Consider the following 17,708-nt stretch of genomic DNA (forward strand, 5'->3'; position numbering starts at 1 on the left):
GTGCCGTGATCGGCGCGAGCCATGACCGTCTCCCGGGGGGAGCAGGCTGCTTGTGCGGTCAGCGCGCGACGCTCGTGTGCCAGTCGCACAGGAAGGCGTCGACGAGGGCGTGCGCCCGGGGGCGTACGTCGAAGGACTCGCCGAGCCGCCGTCGCGCCATGTGGGACAGGCCGTCGGCGGCCTCGTTGAGGGCGTGGCCGCTGTGCCCCTTCACGTGGGCGAAGGACAGATCCGGCCGCCGAGCCACATGCTCGGCGAGGCGCACCAGCGTCGGCTGGTCGGCCCAGCGGCGCGGCCGGAGGCTGTAGCCGGCCGGCATGGCGCCGGTCTCGCCGCCCTGCCAACGGTGCAGATAGCGCAGGGCGGCCAGGCTGTCCAGCAGCACGGTCATGCCGGCCGGCGCCTCGTCGTACGCGGACAGCAGGAAGTCGACCGCCCGCAGCTCGTTGATCAGGACGCGCGAGGCGCCCGTCGGGTCCAGCCGGCCGGTGCCCCGACCGCGCAGGCCGTAGTGACCGTCGCTGACGACGTACCCGATGCCGCCGGCACGTCCCTTCCAGCTCGCGTCGGTCGCGGCGACCACGGCCGCGGACGTCTCCGCCCAGCGGCCGACCCGGCCGCGACCACGCTCGAAGCTCGGCTGCGGGCGGTGGACCTCGTGCCGGGCGGCCTGCTGCTCCGCCGTGTCTAGCAGTTGTCGGGCCGAGCCGAGTTCGTCGTAGTGGGCGGCGGTGAGGGCCAGCCGCACGGCGTCACCGATCCGCTGGCAGTCCTCGCAGCGGGTGACGCGGGCGTAGGCGCGCAACGCGACGGCGCGGTCGCGCAGGGGGTCGGGCAGCAGGTCCAGGGCGCGCAGGAACTCATCGGGACGCACGTCGCCTCCCTAGAGCTCGGAGACGTCGGTGACGACGGCGGTCAGCTTGTCGCCGGAACGCTTCGTGCCGGCCATCTCCTCCTGCTGCACCGACGCGGAGTCGCCCGACACCTCGAAGGTGTTGATGATCGGGTCCTCGGCGCCCTTAACCTGGTACGTCACCTCGTAGGTCTTGGACGGGTCCAGGTCGACGTCGCCGGTGTACGTCACGTCGATGCGGTAGGTGATGTTGCAGCCGGCGCTGCCGAAGCACTGCTTCTTCAGAATCTTGACCTTGAGCTTGAAGTCGCTCTTTGTCGGCGTGCCGTAGGCGGGTGCGGGCGGCGCGGTCGTGGCGGGCGCGGTCGGGGCCGGGGCGGACGTGGCGGGGTGCGCCTGCGGTGCGGCGGAGGTGGCGGTCTTGTCGGCGACCGGCTCGTCACCGCTGGTCGTGGCCAGCAGCGCGCCGCAGCCACCGAAGCAGAGCAGCAGGACCAGCACGGCGACGCCGGCGATGATCCATCGGACCTGGGGCTTCTTCCGCTGGGTCGTTTGCGTGCCGGCGGTGTCCGCCGTCTCAAGGTGGGTCTGGGGCACGGGCTGCGGTTCCGGCTGGGCCTGGGGTGCGGTCATGGTTCTCTCCTCGTCGAGGCGGTGGTGGGGCGGCTGCGTCAGCGGGACGCTGTGGAGCTGATGTCGTAGACGGATCAGGCGGATGGGATGCCGACGACCTCGACCTCGACACCCTCGTTCCGCAGCGTCTTCATCGCCTGATAGAGCGCGACCTGGGCGAAGGTGAAGAGCGAGCCGACGGTGACCGCACGGCCGGCGTCGAGCGCGATGGCGTAGACGACCTTGGTGGGGCGGAAGTCCGGGCTCAGATCACGCCCGTGCGGCTGTCGCCGCACGACATCGAGGAACCTGGCGCGCGCGTCTTCCTGATAGCGCAGCGCCTCGTAGGAGACGATGCCCTGAGCGAAGAGGTGACTCAGCGGGGCGCTGCTCTTCGCACGCTTGACGTGAATCAGCTCGCCGGATGGACCGAGCAGGTCGCACGCCTCGATGCCGCGCCGGTGTTGGGCCGTCCGGAGCAGTTTCTTGTCCAGCAGCACCAGCCTCGGGTCACGGCGGGCTGCGGCCCGGTTGTAGGCGTCCTCGTCCTTGAGGTCCCTGGTCCAGGGCGGCAACGCGACGTCAGAGGGCCGGGCCAGGATCTCGGCGATCTCCCGGCGCAGGAAGTCTCGGTGCCGGTCGCCGATCTCATACCAGTCGCCCTCGCGAAGCAGCAGGTGACTGGTGCCGACAGCCACCTCTGCCGTGATCCAGTGGGAGGCCCGGGTCCTCACCATCGCCTCGGTACCGCGACCGTCGGCGTAGAGCGTGACGCTTCCGTTGCGCAGTCCGCTCCACCGGTCGCCGTCCAGCGCGCCGTTGGTGTGGGCGAGGATGGCAGGCAGGTCCAGCTCGTCGGTCAAGGTCGGGGCCAGACCGGACTTCGGAACCTGGATCACGTACGACGCGGCGTGTTCGATGTCGCCGATCAGGTTGCCGGGTACCGCCACGCCGAGGGCAGGCGGATCGACGAGCGCCAACCGCTCGTCCAGGGCGCCCATGAGGTCCGGCATGCGCGAGTCCGATGGCGGCACCGGTCGGATCTGGGTGATGAACTCCAGGTCGGCCAGGGGCGACTCCTCCTGGCAGACTCGCTCGATCTCCCGCAGGTCCGCGAGGAGCCCGGCGGGCTCGACACAGACGTGGATGTGCAGGGCGTCGCCACCGTCGATCCGGGCGGGCTTGCCGCTGCGCCGGCAGACGGTCAGCCGCGGATTGTTCGTGTAGCCGCAAACCTGGCCGACGATCTCGCCCCACTTGTCGATGCCGTACTTCCAGATGGGCTGGCCGGCGGGGACGAAGCTTCGGTCCACCCGCCCGCTGGCACCTACGACCCGTCGGCGGACCTGCCGGATGTCGCTCGGCACCAGCGCTCGTACGGCGAAGGACACGCCGAACGTCCGGTCGATCACCTCCTGCTCGACCATGTGGCGACCGACGGTCCCGTAGGTCAGCGCGTACGCACGGTCGTCGACGGCCAGCAGCAGCGCCCCGCCACCGCTGCTGTAGCCCAGTTCGACCTCCCCGCCGGTCAGCCCGGCGAGGATGTCGCACCACTCGGCGCGCAGGCGGGGCACCGTGCCGTGCACCAGCAGCGCGGGTGCGCCGGCGACCTGTCGCGGCGACGGCTCGAAGCCGTTCTCGGTCAGGTAGCGAAGGTTGAGTGCCTCCTGCAGGCCCTCGGGGGTGGCGGGAATTCGAAGGCGATAGATGGTGGTGGGGTAGGTGCCGGGCGGGCCGGGTGGGGCGGGGGCGTCGAACAGGGTGGGCTGCTCAGGGACGGGCCGGCGGGGGTCCTTCCGGCCTTTGGGGCGGGTGATGGAGCCGGACGAGATCCGGCCCGTCGCACTGCGCATCTCAATCTCCTCGCGTAGAGACCTGTGCTGGCAGTTGGCGGGGATGAGTGGTGCGCCGAGGGCGGGCTTCGCGGGGCCCGCCCCTGGCGCGAGGAGTCAGCTCAGGGCGACGGTGACGCCGCCGGAGAACGGCGAGTCGTGCAGCTCGAGCTTGGTGAGCTTGACGTTCTTCGGGATGTCGAAGACCACGACACCGGTGACCTGGTTGCCGGGGTTGATGTCGTTGAGGAACGTCTCCGCGTTCTTGTTGGCGTAGATGGCCGCGCCGGTGTCGGAGGAGTACTCGGTGCCGTCGGCCGCGTACGCCTTCTGGCTGCTGCCGTCGAACATCTGCGCTTCCTTGCCGATGTTCTTGACGTTGATCGTGACCAGGCAGAACTGGCCCTGCGCCTTCTCGCCGAGCACGCTGTCGCCGACCTTGGCGACGCCGCACTTGGACGACTTCACCGTGAACTCGAACTTCCCGTCCCGGGCCGGCTGGCCGATCTTTGCGGTCTTCGCCGCCTTGTCCTCGCCCTTGGCGCCGCCGTCGCTGCCGGAGCCGCTGGAGCTGTCGGTGGCTCCGGAGCTGCAGCCCAGCGCTACGACGGCGGTGGCGATGAGGGCGAGAGTGGTGGTCTTGCGCATCGAAATCCTCCTGGTGCGAACCGTGGCGGCGTCAATGAGAACATCATCTGTGAACGCTGTCAACAGACATGATGCTTGACGGGTGTGACACACTTCGGAGGTGCAGGTGAACCCGACCATTACGGCGGCGGAGATCGCCCGGCTCGCCGGGGTGGGTCGCGCCGCGGTCAGCAACTGGCGGAAACGCCATCCCGACTTCCCGGCCCCGGTGGGTGGCACCACGGCCAGCCCCGAGTTCGACCTCGCCGAGGTCGAGCGGTGGCTTCGTCAGCAGGGCAAACTCCCCGAGCTCTCCCGGGCCGACCGGCTCTGGCGCCATCTGGCCGCCGCTGGGGAAACCCCGGCGACCGGGCTGGCCGCCGTCGGCGCCCTGCTGCTCGCCCGGCAGCGCGGCGGACGGCCACGCCGAGGGCACGCCGACACGCCCGTCGTCGCCGACCTGCGACCCGAAATCGACGCGCTCGCCGACGAGTTGGGGCCACAGACCGCCTTCGACGAACTGTGGCAGCGCTTCTCCGCACCCGCCCCGGGCCGTCCCTGGGCTACCCCGGATGAGCTGGCCGACCTGATGGTCGAGCTTGCTGGCGTCGGCGGCGGTTCCATCCTCGATCCGGCCGCCGGGTCCGGCGCCACGCTCCGGGCCGCCGTCCGGGCCGGCTGCGTCGCGGCCTACGGACAAGAGCTCGACGACGACCTCGCCCGACTGGCCGGGCTCTGGCTCGCCCTGCGCGAGGTGCCCGGCGAGGTGTGCCCCGGCGACTCACTGCGCGTCGACGCCTTCGCCAGCCGCACCGTCGACGCCGTCATCTGCCACCCACCGTTCGGCGTCACGAACTGGGGCAACGAGGAACTCGGCTACGACCCCCGCTGGGAGTACGGCATCCCGCCACGCACCGAGCCGGAGCTGGCCTGGGTGCAGCACGCCCTGGCCCACCTCCGCCCCGGCGGGCACGCCGTGATCCTGATGCCGCCGGCGGCTGCCGGGCGGCGCGCGGGCCGGCGGATCCGAGCCGAGCTGCTGCGCCGCGGCGCACTGCGGGCCGTTATCGCACTCCCGAGCGGCGTGGCCGCGCCGCACGGCGTACCGCTGCATCTGTGGGTGCTGCGACGGCCGACAGCCGACGCGCCCGCACCGGCGCGGGCGCTGCTGGTCGACGCCGCGGAGGGCGACCTTCCCGAACTCTCGGCGCGGGTCCTGGCCATCTGGCGGGCCTTCACCGCCGCACCCGACGCCGAGATCGAGGAAATCGGGTTCGCCCGCGCGGTGCCGGTCATCGAGCTGCTCGACGAGGAGGTCGACCTCACTCCCGCCCGCCGGCAACCCGCCGTCGGGGGCGAGCAGAGTGGCGAGCATCTGGTACGCACCAGAGAGCGGCTGGCCGCCATCGTCGGCGACCTGCCGGCGCTGATGCCGCAGGTCACGCCCGTGCCCGACGGGGTAGCACCGCTCGTCGTCACGGTCGCCGAGCTGGCCCGCAGCGGCGCATTGCAGCTGATCGGCCCCATCCGGGCCAACTCGTCCTCAGACGGCGGCGGATCGACCGGCGGGTCGCCGGTGCTCACCGTGCAGGACGTGCTGGCCGGCGTCGACGCTTCCGGCCAGGCCGACAACCGGCTTGGCCAGGAGATCCCCCTGGCGGTGGGCGATGTCGTGGTGCCGATGATCGCCCGCACGCTCACCGCTCGGGTGATCACCGCCGGGGGGACGCTGCTCGGCCGCAACCTCTACCTGCTGCGGCCCAACCCGGCCGCGCTCGACCCTTGGTTCCTCGCCGGGCAACTGCGCACCTCGGCCAACGAGAAGCAGGCGTCGAGCCTGTCGGGCACGCTCCGCTTCGACATCCGGCGGGCCCAGGTGCGGCGCCTGCCGCTCGACGAGCAGCGGGCACACGGGGAGGCGTTCCGGCGCCTCGACGCCTTCGAGTCGGCAATCCGACAGGCGGCGTCGCTGGGGGCCGAGTTGGTCCAGCTCACCGCGGACGGCCTCGCGCGTGGATCACTCCAGGCTGAGCAGCGGTCGAGCCGTAAGCGACCGAGCAAGTAAGGGACCAATCGGCGTCCCTGCTGACGAAACGGGCTCCTCGTCCGACCGGGTGGCGGACTGCACCGCCTCAGCGCACCGGCCATACTCCTTCACTTAAGGCAATCGAAAGGAACCTGGTGAGTACCAAGCACCAAGAGCTCACGGACTTGATCTGGAACGTGGCCGACCTGCTCCGCGGCGACTACAAGCGCTCCGAGTATGGCCGCGTGATCCTCCCGCTGACCGTGCTGCGCCGGTTGGACTGGGTGCTGGAGCCGACCAAGGACGCGGTGCTCGCCAAGCACGCCCAGCTCAAGCAACTCGGCGTGCAGAACATGGATCCGGTGCTGCGCAAAACTGCCGGCCTGTCGTTCTACAACACCAGCGAGATGTCCTTCCGTAAGCTCCTCGGCGACCAGGACCACGTCGCGCTCAACCTGCGCGCCTACATCGGTGGCTTCTCGCCCGGCGCGGTCGACGTGCTGGAGAAGTACGGCTTCGACGCCCAGATCAGCCGCCTCGCCGAGGCCGGTCTGCTCTACCAGGTGGTCGCCAAGTTCGTTGACGTCGACCTGCGCCCGGGCGTGGTCTCCAACCACCAGATGGGTTACGTCTTCGAGGACCTGATCCGACGCTTCTCCGAAATCAGCAACGAGACCGCCGGTGAACACTTCACCCCGCGCGAGGTCATCAAGCTGATGGTCAACCTGCTGCTCGCCCCCGACGAGGACGACCTGGTCACGCCCGGCATCGTCCGCAAGATATACGACCCGGCCTGCGGCACCGGCGGCATGCTCAGCGAGGCGCAGGACCACATCCAGGCCCACAACCCGCACGCCACCGTCGAGGTGTACGGGCAGGAACTCAACGGCGAGACGTACGCGATCTGCCGCTCCGACATGATGCTCAAGGGCGGCGACCCGACGAAGATCGCTTTCGGCAACTCGTTCAGCCAGGACGGCCACGAGGGCGAGCGCTTCGACTACATGCTCGCCAACCCGCCGTTCGGCGTGGAGTGGAAGAAGGTCGAGAACTACATCAAGGCGGAGGCCGCGCGCGGCCACGCCGGCCGCTTCGGTGCTGGCCTGCCCCGGATCAACGACGGCTCGCTGCTGTTCCTGCAGCACATGATCTCGAAGATGAAGCGCCCCGAGGACGGTGGCAGCCGCCTGGCGATCGTCTTCAACGGCTCGCCGCTCTTCACCGGCGCCGCCGGATCGGGCGAGTCGGAGATCCGCCGCTGGATCCTGGAGAACGACCTGCTAGAAGGCATCGTCGCGCTGCCCGACCAGCTCTTCTACAACACCGGCATCTCCACGTACTTCTGGATCCTCACCAACCGCAAGGACCCGTCGCGAGAGCGTAAGGTCGTGCTGCTCGACGGCCGCGACTACTGGACCAAGATGCGCAAGAGCCTCGGCGACAAGCGCAAGATGCTCACCGACGAGCACATCGCCGAACTGACTTGCGCTTACGTGGAGGCGCTGTCCATCACGGACGACCGGGAGCACCCGCAGCACGCCAAGGTGAAGGTCTTCAAGACCACCGACTTCGGCTACCAGCGGATCACCGTCGAGCGCCCGCTGCGGCTGCGCTTCGAGGTCACTGAGGAGACGGTCGCGCTGCTCGCGGAGGCGAAGGCTGTCCTCAAGTACGCAGAGCGGGAGTCACTACTTGCGGCGGCGAAGTCGCTTATTGGTGCACAGTCCGCGACTCGGGCTGAGTTCGCGATGATGCTGAACGGCCTCGGCAAGCTGCCGGCACCGGTGGAGAAGGCGGTGTGGGAGGCGTTCTCGGTCAGCGACCCGGAAGGAGAGGTGCAGACCGACCGCAAGGGCAACCCGCTGCCGGACCCCGACCTGCGCGACAACGAGAACGTGCCGCTCGACGAGGACATCCACGACTACCTCAAGGGCGAGGTGCTTCCTCACGTTTCTGACGCTTGGATCGATGAGACCAAGACCAAGATCGGGTACGAGATCCCTCTTACACGCTACTTCTACGTCTACAAGCCACCGCGGCAGCTTGCCGAGATCGATGCGGAGATCAAGGCACTCGAGGCAGAGATCCAGGCCCTGCTCGTGGAGGTGACTGCGTGACGTATGCGATGCTTCCGCTGAAGCGGTTCGTTAGTTCTCGGCGACCAATAACATATGGAATCGTGCAGGCGGGTCCGGACTATCCGGGGGGAGTTCCATACATCCGACCGGTTGACATGTCAGATAGTGGCGGCATCGTAGAACCATCTCGACTGCTGCGAACGGACCCCGCGATCGCCCTCGCCTATCGTAGGTCGACGGTAGAGGAGAGGGATCTTGTTGTCTCGATCGGGCCCTCGTTCGGCAAAGTCATGATGGTGCCACCCGAACTTGCCGGAGCCAATCTAACCCAAGGTACTGCGAGAGTGGCGGCAGCTGAAGGTGTTGAGCCCCGGTTCCTGTACTGGGCGCTTCAATCTCAGCCCGCGCGGCAACATTGGGAAGCTGCGGTTGGTGGAGCGACATTCAAGGCTCTAAACCTGGAGCCTCTGTCCAGATCTCCAATTCCTCTCGTTCCCAATGAGGATCAACGGCGCATCGCCGACTTCCTCGATGTCGAGATTCAGTTGCTGGACCGTGCTGCTGCCTCTAAAGGCTCCCTTCAGGACCTCCTGCGGGAGCGCCTAGACGCCGTTCGGAATCTAGGCCTTGATGAACTTTGCGCAAGACATGGTGAGGTCACGCTTCGGCGCGTCATTCGAGGGATCGAACAAGGGGTTAGCCCGCTTTGCGATTCAACGCCTGCCGCACTTGGCGAGTGGGGTGTCCTCAAACTCAGCAGCGTCAAGCGAGGGAAGTTCTACCCCCACGAAAATAAGAGGTTAACTGGAGGCGATGCTTTCGCGAGGTATGAGGTACGTGAAGGCGATCTCCTGGTAACCCGGGCGAACACGCCCGGGTTAGTGGGCGACGTCGCAGTTGCCTGCGGTGATGTCGTAAAGAAGTTGCTGCCCGATTTGATATATCGACTGCGCCTCTCGGACATGGTCCGGGCTGATTTTGCGGCCGAGGTGCTACTTGGTCGGCGCGTCCGCGGCCTCATTGAGGCGACCGCCCGTGGCTCGTCTCAGTCAATGGTTAAGCTGCGCGGTGAGGACATTAGGACTTGGCCAATCCCGAATGTGAGCAGCACGGTCCAGATCGAGTTCGTTCGCCGTATGCAAGTTGAAGCAAATCAGGTGCAGGCTTTTGTCGAAGTTGTCGAGCGGCAACAGCAGTTGATTCTCGAGCGACGGCAAGCACTAGTCACTGCGGCGGTCACCGGACAGATTGACGTTACGACGGCGCGGGGGGTCGACATATGAGCCCTGCCCACCAGGAGCAGTCCTTCGAGGCCGCCATCCAAGAGTCTCTGCTCAGCTCTGGATGGCTGAGTGGCGTGGCTGGCAACTATGACCGTCGGTTCGGGATCGACTCGGCCGAGCTCTTCGCCTTTATCGGGGCAACGCAGCCGAACGAGTGGGAGAAGCTGCTGGACTACCACGGCGCCAACCCCAACGAGGCGCAGCGGCACTTCGCGCAATACCTCGCCAGGCAAATCGACGAGCGCGGCCCCCTCGACGTCCTCCGCCGGGGTTTCAAGGACAAGGGCGTCCTGATCCGCCTCGCCTACTTCAAGCCCGCCCACGCCATCACCGACGACGCCCTCAAGCTCTACCGCGCCAACCGCCTCACCGTCACCCGCCAACTTGCCTACTCGACGAGCAGCAACAAGACCCTCGACCTGGTCCTCTTCGTCAACGGCATCCCCCTCGCCACTGCCGAGCTGAAGAACCCGCTGACCGGCCAGACCGTCGAGGACGCCAAGGAGCAGTACCGCAAGACCCGGGACCCGAAGGAGCTGCTCTTCGCTCGGCGTACCCTCGTGCACTTCGCCGTGGATTCCGACCTGGTCTTCGTGACGACGAAGCTGGCGGGAGAGAAGACCCGGTTCCTGCCCTTCAACACCGGCTCCGACGGGCCGGGTGTCTCCGGCGGCGCCGGCAACCCGCCGGCGGGCGATAAGGGTTACCGCAGCTCCTATCTCTGGGAGCAGATCTGGCACCCGGACACCTGGATGGACCTCGTGCGGCGGTTCCTGCACACCGACAAGGAGTCGCGGAGCCTGATCTTCCCGCGCTACCACCAGTGGCACGCGGTCACCCAGCTCACCGACCACGCGGCCCGCCACGGCTCCGGGCACAACTACCTGGTCATGCATTCGGCCGGGTCGGGCAAGTCGAACACCATCGCCTGGCTGGCGCACCGGCTGTCCAGCCTGCACACCGCGCCTGTGGTCGACAATGAACGGCTGCGCCCCAACGAGCCGGTCTTCGACAAGGTCATCATCATCACCGACCGGGTGGTGCTGGATCGGCAGTTGCAGGACACGGTCTTCCAGTTCGAGCACGTGCCCGGCGTGGTGCAGCGGATCGACAAGGACTCCGCCCAGCTCGCCGCCGCCCTCCAGGGTGAGACCGCCAAGGTCGTCATCACCACCATGCAGAAGTTCCCCTACATCCTCGACAAGGTGCAGGGGCTCAAGGGCAAGCGGTTCGCGGTCATCGTCGACGAGGCGCACTCGTCGCAATCCGGTGACTCGGCCGCCGCGCTCAAGAAGGTGCTGCTCAAGCTGGGCAGCGACGACGTGGACGAGTCGGGCGACCTGCTCACCGCCTCTGCGCTGGCCCGGGGCCGGCACGAGACGCTGTCGTACTTCGCGTTCACCGCCACGCCGAAGCCGAAGACCCTCGAACTGTTCGGCACCCCGCACCCGGTCACCGGCAACCCGCAGCCGTTCCACACGTACTCGATGCGCCAGGCCATCGAGGAGGGCTTTATCCTCGACGTGCTGCGCAACTACGTGACCTACAAGTCGTACTGGAAGCTCGCCAACGCCAACCCCGACGACCCGGACGTCGACCCGAAGAAGGCCGGCGCGCAACTCGCCCGCTTCGCCAGCCTGCACCCCACAATGCAGGCGCAGAAGGCGGAAATCATCGTCGAGCACTTCCGCAAGCACACCGCGCCACGCCTCGGCGGTCGCGCCAAGGCCATGGTGGTCACCGGCTCCCGCGAGGCCGCCGTCCGCCTGCACACCGCCATCCGCAAGTACGTCGACATGCAGGGCTACGTCGGCTGCGACTCCCTGGTCGCGTTCTCCGGTGAGCTAGAGGTCGACGGCGTCGAGCACACCGAGGCGCGGGTCAACGGGATCAGCGAGGGCGAGCTGCCCGAGAAGTTCGCCTACACCGCCGCCGACGACAAGCACGCCGGCACCCCGAGGGCCAAGCAGGACACCGAGTACCGGATCCTGGTCGTCGCCGAGAAGTACCAGACCGGCTTCGACCAGCCGCTGCTCACCACCATGTACGTCGACAAGCTGCTCAAGAGCGTCGCCGCCGTACAGACCCTGTCCCGGCTCAACCGCACCCACCCGCTCAAGGCCCAGGGCGACATCTTCGTCCTCGACTTCGTCAACGAGGCCGGCGACATCGCCGAGCAGTTCAAGCCGTACTTCGAGACCGCGGCGACCACCCCCACCGACCCGAATCTTCTCTACACCGCGCAGAACGCGGTCACCGGGTATCCGGTGCTGGTTGACTCGGAGATGCAGGCGTACGCCGAGGCGCTGCTCGCCGCCGAGCGCAAGGCGACCAGCGACACCGGCCTGCAGCGGGCACACGCCGCGCTCTACCGCTTCACCGAGCCGGCCGTCGACCGCTACAAGGCCCTTGCTGCCGACGACCCCGAGGCTGCGGACGGCTTCCGGTCCGCGCTGCGCGACTACACGCGGATGTACGCGTTCCTCAGCCAGGTCGTGCCCTACCACGACGAGGACCTGGAACGCCTCTACCTCTACGGGCGGGCGCTGCTCAACCGGCTGCCCCGGAGGCAGGACCCGTCCGTCGACATCGGCGAGGTGCAGCTGACCCACCTGCGGGTCAGCAAGACCGGCGAGCACGACGCCTCGCTGACGCCCGAGGGCGAGCAGATGCTGCCCGGCTTCGTGGGCGGCGCGACGGGCCGGCAGCACGACCCGGAGAAGGTCGCCCTGTCCGAGCTGATCGACGCGTTCAACGACAAGTTCGGCATCGGGCTGGGCGAGTCGGACAAGGTCTGGGTCGAGCAGCAGATCGTCGCCCTCGCCGAGGACGGCGCACTCGAAGCCGCCGCAATGGTCAACGACGAGAGCAACTTCGGCGTCGTCTGCGACAAGCGGATCGAGGACGTGATCCTGTCCCGGCACGACGACAACGGCAAGCTCATGCAGCGCTACCTCGACGACGAGAGCCTGCGGTCGCAGCTCAACCAGTTCGCGCGCCGGCAGGCGTACCAGATGATCCGTCGCCGCAAGGGCATCGCCTGACCTTCCACTCTCGCCGAGAGGAGGACGGTTGTCCCCGTCCGAACCCCCCTTCCACCTCTGGGTCGCTACGGACGACTCCCGGACAGTGGTGGCGCTTGCGCCGCTGAGGATGTCGAGAACCGCACTGAAGCACGAGTGGGGAAGCCTCACGCACCTGCGGGCAATGCCGGCGTCCAAAGGCCCGCCCACAGTCGTCTCCGTCGTCGTGCTCTGCACCGTGGTGCTGATCGCCACCTTGCTGCTCTGCCTCAGCGCTGCGCCGGTACTGGTCATTCTCATCCTGGCGACGCTTTTCCTCGGAGTCGGACTGATGGCAATCCTGTCCAAGACGCCGCCTCCCCAGGTGGTCGCCCCCGACGAGGCGGCGTTTCCGGAGCTGCACCGCACGCTCGACAGGCGGGAGGAGCGTGAGGAGTTCCTCGACCTGATGGCGATGGCTGAGCAAGCTGGCCGTGCGTTGCCTGCCGTAGCGGAAGCGATTGATCCGGCTGAGGGAGGCGAGTTGCTCGCGCAGGTGCTGTGGGAGGCGGCCGATGTCCTCAGCCGTCGGCAGCGGCTTCGCCACCAGGTCGCCGGGCAGCGGCATCAACCGGCGCCGACCGCCGCGCCGGGCAGTCACGCCGCCCGGTCGCTCGAGGAACAGCGAGCGAAGGTGCGGTCACTGTCGGAACAGAACAAGGCGGAACTGGCCCGGATCCAGACCGCTGTCGAGCTCGCAGCCGTCGCCGCCGAGAACGCAGCCCATGACCCGGACGCCGTCGGCGCAGTTCGCGAGGCGTACAACGAGCTGGCTGCCGTGTACGGAGAGCGGTACTAGCTGGTCCGCGCCAGCGGAATCTGCCGCTGAGGAAACAGGAGAGGCGTATGCAGGCGCAGGAGCGGGTGGCCGATCGATACGAGCTGACGTATCCGATCGGGCACGGCGGCATGGGAGAGGTGTGGGCCGGCTTCGACGAGAAGCTGGATCGACCGGTCGCCATCAAGTTCCTGCGCCAGCTCACCATCCCCGAGAACGAACGGGGCACCGCGGTCGAGCGCTTTATGCGGGAGGCCCGGGTCACCGCCCGACTCGACCATCCCGGCGTGCCCAGCGTCCACGACGTCGGATACCACGGCGACGACATCTACATCGTCATGCAGCTCGTGCCCGGCGTGGTGCTGGCTGACCTGATCGCCGAACAGGGGTGGCTCTCTGTCCCGTGGGCGGCGGCGATCGGGGCGCAAATCTGCTCGGTGCTGGCCGCCGCGCACGCCGCCTCGCTCGTGCACCGCGACCTCAAGCCACAGAACCTGATGGTCACCCCCGCCGGGTCGGTGAAGGTCCTCGATTTCGGGGTGGCCGCGTTGCTCGGCCCGGACGTGCCCCGGCTCACGGCCACCAGCCACACCCTCGGCACCCCGACCTACATGGCTCCCGAGCAGGCGCTCAACAGTTCGGTCGGGCCACGGGCCGACCTATACGCGCTCGGCTGCGTCCTTTTCGAACTGCTGACGGGCAACCCGCCGTACCGCGCGGACACTGCGCTCGGCCTGCTGCACCGGCACATGAACGACCCGATTCCGTCGGTCACCGAGCACCGGGCCGGCGTGCCTGACGGCCTGGTGCAACTCGTCACCCGGCTGCTCTCCAAGGACCAGCAGGACCGTCCGGGCTCGGCCGTCGAGGTGTACGGGATCCTGGCTCCGCTGGGCGCGATCGATGGCGACGTGGCCGGCGATCTGGCCATCGCATCGTCGGGCAGCCAGGCGGTCGATCCGACAATGCCCTACCGGTGCCCCTTTGGTCCGTTGCCGCCGCAAACGCCGACGCCGCCGACTCGGGTGGACATCGTCCGTCCTCGCGCCGCGCCCGAGTTTGTCGATCCGCCGTCGTTCGAGGAGTTGGCCGCGGCCGAGGAGCGTGCCTGGGAGCTGGCCGAGGAGGAGCGTTTCACACAGGCGGCCGACCTGCTGGCCACGGCGCTTCGTCCGGTACTACAGGGACACGGCGCCAAGCAACCGCGGATCTTGGAGCTGCGGCTGAACCTGGCCAACCTGCATGTCCTCGCCGGAGCCTATCGGCAGGCACTCCCAGAGTTCACCCGTCTCGCCGCCGATCTGGCGGAGCGTCCCGTGCCGGACCAGGAGCTGATCTGGCACTGCCGGCAGCAGGCCGCCATGTGTCAGGCGGAACTCGGCGAAGCGGCGACCGCGCTCGTCGCGCTGCGTTCCCTGCTTGCCGACGAGGCACGGGCGATGCCGCCCGATTCGCCGGAACTCTTGGCACTGCGTCAGCAGATCGCCATGCTCGTCGCCGGGGTGGGCGATGTGACGGGTGCCCGCCGTCAACTTGAGGACCTGGTGATCGACGCGCAGGCGATGCACGGAACGGATGCGTCCACCGTCGACGAGATTCGGGCGCTGCTGGCCCACCTCGACCGATTGGGCGCGGGGCAGGATAGGAGGAGCAGCGGATGACTGACGCCGCCCAGTGGAGGTGCAAACCCCAGTCGGAACGCTCGATGAGCCGCTCAGAGATTCGGGCGCTGCTCGACGATTCGCGATCGGCTGTCGACTTGCAAAGATACTTCCACGCTGCCGGACCATCCGCCTTCACGGGCGGGCAGTTTGAGCGTCTCGGCGGTGGAGGCGACCGCCCTGAATGCCGGGATGTGGTTACCGCTGAAGATCTGATAGCGGTGGAGCTGCTCAGCGTTCGCGTGCCACCATCTACCGCGCTGGAGCTTCTCCAGGGACGGCTTGGTGAGGACGTCTCTGCGGAGCTGGCGCAGATCCCGACAAGCGTCCGTCTGGGTAGCGCGGATGCTGTCCCGCTCATGGACAAGGGCGGGCACGCCGACTGTGCCTGGCGGCTGCTGAGGAAGGCCGACGGGATCGGCTGGGTCGTCGCGGGCAAGGTTCTGGCTCGTAAGCGCCCCCGGCTCGTCCCCGTCTACGACGAGGTCGTGTCGTGCGCATTCAGGACCGGTAAGGGGTTCTGGTGCTGGCTGCACGAGCGCCTTCGGGAGGAGGATCACGCCTTGGAGCAGCAGCTTGTAGACCTTGGCGTGCGAGCGGGAGTTCCGAGCGAAGTGACTCCCTTGCGAGTCCTGGACGTCGTCGTGTGGATGCGCCATCGCGACGGGCACCGCGGCTACCGGTGCCCGGGACTGCGGTGAGTTGGCGGTGCTGCATCCCCACCACGTGTTGATCCGTGCGCCACGCCCGCTTCGGAACTATCCGTAGAACGGTCAGGCCGGCGAACCGCCAGGCCTGACCGTTCTGTCAGAGGCTCACGACTGCGTCTTCGGCTAGCGTGAAGAGCCCCGCGTCGAACGTGATCGTCTTCAACTTCGTGCCCTTTGGCACGTCGAAGAAGACGTTGGCGCGTACGGAGTTGCCAGGGTTGATCTCGTCGAGGAAGCCGCGGGCATCGTCGTTGCCGTACATTCCGGCTGCGCCGTCAGCGTCGTACTCGCGGCCGGCGGCATCCTGGACCGTGACGGTGCCGTCGGCGTGGAACAGGTGAGCCGACTTGGTGACGTTCTTGACGGAGATGTTCACACGGCAAAATGTGCCTTGCGCCTTGCGGTTGAGGAACGAGTCGCCTACCTGCGAGATGCCACACTTGACGCTGTTGACGGTGAACTCGAAGTCGCCGCCACGAACCTTGTCACCAATGCGATACACCTTCGGGCCAGCTGGCTTCGACGGGCTCGGCTTCGCCGGGGCTGCGGCCGGCGGGGTCGTAGCGGCCGACGGTGCGGGCGCCGAGCTGGCCGGGGAGTCATCCGCCGCTGCGGTGGTCGGCCCCGCACTTGACGACACGCTTGCCGGTTCGGGGTCGCCGAGGATCGCGCCGACCATGCCGACGCCGCAGCACAGCGCAACCATGGCACCGAGACCGATCAGCGTGGGAATCAGCCAGGCCGGTCGCTTCCGCTGAACGGGCACGGTCGGGTACGCCGCAGTCGGCGGCGGGCCGTAGGGCGGGGGCCCGTTGTCGGGCGGGCCTGGATACGGCTGATTCTGGCTCGGGTGGCCAGGAGTGGTCATGCTTCTGTCCCCACAGGTAGTCCGCACGGCACCCGCCGCGCGAGTCCTGGGAACGGTACTGAGGCGGCGGTGACGAATTGGGTCACTGTCAGGTTGGCGACATTGTCCGTAGGTCAATGTGGCTGACCGGCCCTACTGGTGGCCAATCTCGGTGGATGGGCGGTTACCTGATTGGTGAAGTCACAATCCGAGTGGAGGACGGCGGCACGTCGCTAAGCGTCGCGCTACCGCCGAAGTGGCGAGGCTCGAACCTCCGTGGACTGCCGCCGAATCATCCCTGTCGCTCCTTGGCGAGGTCGACACGCCCCGCCGAGGAGTTCACGCATCAGGGATGTTCGCCTTCGCCGCGATCATGGTCAACCGGGGAATGATGATAAGCCGCTCGCCGGGGTCGACGGAGACTCCTTCGGGGAGCCGGTCCCGGTAGGTGTCGGTGGGATCCTGCCCGATCACCGCCACATCGCCGTTGCTCAACTCCCAGACGTCGGGCAACTGCCGTCGCCGGAGGTGTTGCCCAGTTCGTGCGACGACTTGCCCCAACGGCGGCTGAGCTGGGCGGACGGGTCCGCCTCCCAGCGCTGTGCACCCATGTCGACCTCCCCCGGAGCATGCAGGCGCGAGCACGGATAGTAACATCGAGCGTGTTGAATTATAGTCGCTCCTGTTCTGGCTCTGAGCCTTGTGGCCGGCGATCCTGAGGGGTGAGGGGTGGACGATCCACTCATGCTCGCGGCGGCGACAACACCCGTCGCCTGGGCGACCACCGAACTCACAGCGGTGCCCGGTCAGCCGTGACAGGACTGACCGGGTTCCTCCGACAGCGGTTCCGTCAGGAGGCGGCAGCCCAGGAGACCGTCGAGCTCACGCTCCGCCAACCCACCCCGGACACGGTGCATCGCCTCGCCGCGCTCCTCGAACAGGAAGCGCTCGCAATCCCGCCTTCGGCGCCGAGTTCCGCGCACGCTTCGCGCGGGCGGAGGCGATTGTCACCGACAACGCGGGCAACGTGACGAATGCCGTGTCTGGCGACGTCAGCGGGTCCGTGGTGCAGGCGCGCGACGTCCACGGCGGCATCTCCTTCGGCGGCCACCGTTGACGTCAGGAGCCGGATGGCGGCACCTGGGTAAGTGACGCCTGGCTGCGGAGCAGGGCCGCGATCGACTCGCTCCGGTGCCTCGGCAGTTCGAGTCGTACGACCTGGGCGAACTCCCGCCGCAGCGCACCGAGTTCGACCGGGCGGACCGCCAGGCGGGTGCAGAGCTCCGCGAGCGGCCACGACATGAAGTCCGCGCGGACGTGCCACTGGACCTGGCGG

At 68.0% G+C, this 17,708-nt stretch carries 14 protein-coding genes; 7 read left to right on the plus strand and 7 right to left on the minus strand.

Annotated elements, in window-relative coordinates; translation table 11 throughout:
• Positions 1-58: 58 nt before the first annotated feature.
• The 4 genes from ABT006_RS24740 to ABT006_RS24755 all read right to left on the minus strand — a co-directional run bounded on the left by ABT006_RS24740 (position 59) and on the right by ABT006_RS24755 (position 3,948).
• Positions 59-874 carry a ribonuclease HI gene (locus ABT006_RS24740; protein WP_350710049.1) on the minus strand — a complete coding sequence of 272 codons (816 nt, stop codon included), beginning with the start codon at positions 872-874 and terminating at the stop codon, positions 59-61.
• A gap of 9 nt (positions 875-883) precedes the next feature.
• Positions 884-1,486, minus strand: a complete 603-nt coding sequence (locus ABT006_RS24745) for a hypothetical protein (RefSeq protein ID WP_350710051.1) — start codon at positions 1,484-1,486, stop codon at positions 884-886.
• A 74-nt stretch (positions 1,487-1,560) separates the two neighbouring features.
• Positions 1,561-3,321, minus strand: coding sequence for a DUF6119 family protein (locus tag ABT006_RS24750; RefSeq protein WP_350710053.1), 1,761 nt, complete (start codon positions 3,319-3,321; stop codon positions 1,561-1,563).
• A gap of 96 nt (positions 3,322-3,417) precedes the next feature.
• Positions 3,418-3,948: a DUF4352 domain-containing protein gene (locus tag ABT006_RS24755; RefSeq protein WP_350710055.1), complete on the minus strand. Its 531-nt coding sequence runs from the start codon at positions 3,946-3,948 to the stop codon at positions 3,418-3,420.
• 100 nt (positions 3,949-4,048) lie between these two features.
• Here ABT006_RS24755 and ABT006_RS24760 point away from each other — a divergent pair, with 100 nt between their 5' ends.
• The 7 genes from ABT006_RS24760 to ABT006_RS24790 all read left to right on the plus strand — a co-directional run bounded on the left by ABT006_RS24760 (position 4,049) and on the right by ABT006_RS24790 (position 15,516).
• On the plus strand, positions 4,049-5,992 hold the full coding sequence (locus ABT006_RS24760; RefSeq protein WP_350710057.1) for an N-6 DNA methylase: 1,944 nt from the start codon (positions 4,049-4,051) through the stop codon (positions 5,990-5,992).
• Between the two features lie 116 nt (positions 5,993-6,108).
• Positions 6,109-8,070, plus strand: a complete 1,962-nt coding sequence (locus tag ABT006_RS24765) for a type I restriction-modification system subunit M (RefSeq protein ID WP_350710059.1) — start codon at positions 6,109-6,111, stop codon at positions 8,068-8,070.
• On the plus strand, positions 8,067-9,314 hold the full coding sequence (locus ABT006_RS24770; RefSeq protein ID WP_350710061.1) for a restriction endonuclease subunit S: 1,248 nt from the start codon (positions 8,067-8,069) through the stop codon (positions 9,312-9,314). Before ABT006_RS24765 ends, ABT006_RS24770 begins: the two co-directional genes overlap by 4 nt.
• Entirely contained in the window at positions 9,311-12,358 is a 3,048-nt protein-coding gene (locus ABT006_RS24775) for a type I restriction endonuclease subunit R (RefSeq protein WP_350710063.1), read from the plus strand. Before ABT006_RS24770 ends, ABT006_RS24775 begins: the two co-directional genes overlap by 4 nt.
• 109 nt (positions 12,359-12,467) lie before the next feature.
• Complete coding sequence (locus ABT006_RS24780) at positions 12,468-13,175, plus strand: hypothetical protein (RefSeq protein WP_350710065.1); 708 nt, start codon at positions 12,468-12,470, stop codon at positions 13,173-13,175.
• A gap of 47 nt (positions 13,176-13,222) precedes the next feature.
• Positions 13,223-14,815, plus strand: a complete 1,593-nt coding sequence (locus ABT006_RS24785; RefSeq protein ID WP_350710067.1) for a serine/threonine-protein kinase — start codon at positions 13,223-13,225, stop codon at positions 14,813-14,815.
• Positions 14,812-15,516, plus strand: a complete 705-nt coding sequence (locus ABT006_RS24790; protein WP_350710069.1) for a DUF6308 family protein — start codon at positions 14,812-14,814, stop codon at positions 15,514-15,516. Before ABT006_RS24785 ends, ABT006_RS24790 begins: the two co-directional genes overlap by 4 nt.
• Before the next feature lie 106 nt (positions 15,517-15,622).
• Here the strand turns inward: ABT006_RS24790 and ABT006_RS24795 are convergent, their stop codons facing one another.
• The 3 genes from ABT006_RS24795 to ABT006_RS24805 all read right to left on the minus strand — a co-directional run bounded on the left by ABT006_RS24795 (position 15,623) and on the right by ABT006_RS24805 (position 17,674).
• Positions 15,623-16,393 (minus strand): DUF4352 domain-containing protein, encoded by a 771-nt coding sequence (locus ABT006_RS24795; RefSeq protein WP_350710071.1) that lies wholly within the window; start codon positions 16,391-16,393, stop codon positions 15,623-15,625.
• A gap of 318 nt (positions 16,394-16,711) precedes the next feature.
• The gene (locus tag ABT006_RS24800; RefSeq protein WP_350710073.1) at positions 16,712-16,885 is read right to left on the minus strand and encodes a hypothetical protein; all 174 of its coding nucleotides are present in this window, start codon (positions 16,883-16,885) and stop codon (positions 16,712-16,714) included.
• Between the two features lie 606 nt (positions 16,886-17,491).
• Complete coding sequence (locus tag ABT006_RS24805; protein WP_350710075.1) at positions 17,492-17,674, minus strand: hypothetical protein; 183 nt, start codon at positions 17,672-17,674, stop codon at positions 17,492-17,494.
• Between the last annotated feature and the right edge of the window lie 34 nt (positions 17,675-17,708).

The organism is Micromonospora sp. NPDC002717, from assembly GCF_040295705.1.
Lineage (GTDB): Bacteria > Actinomycetota > Actinomycetes > Mycobacteriales > Micromonosporaceae > Micromonospora.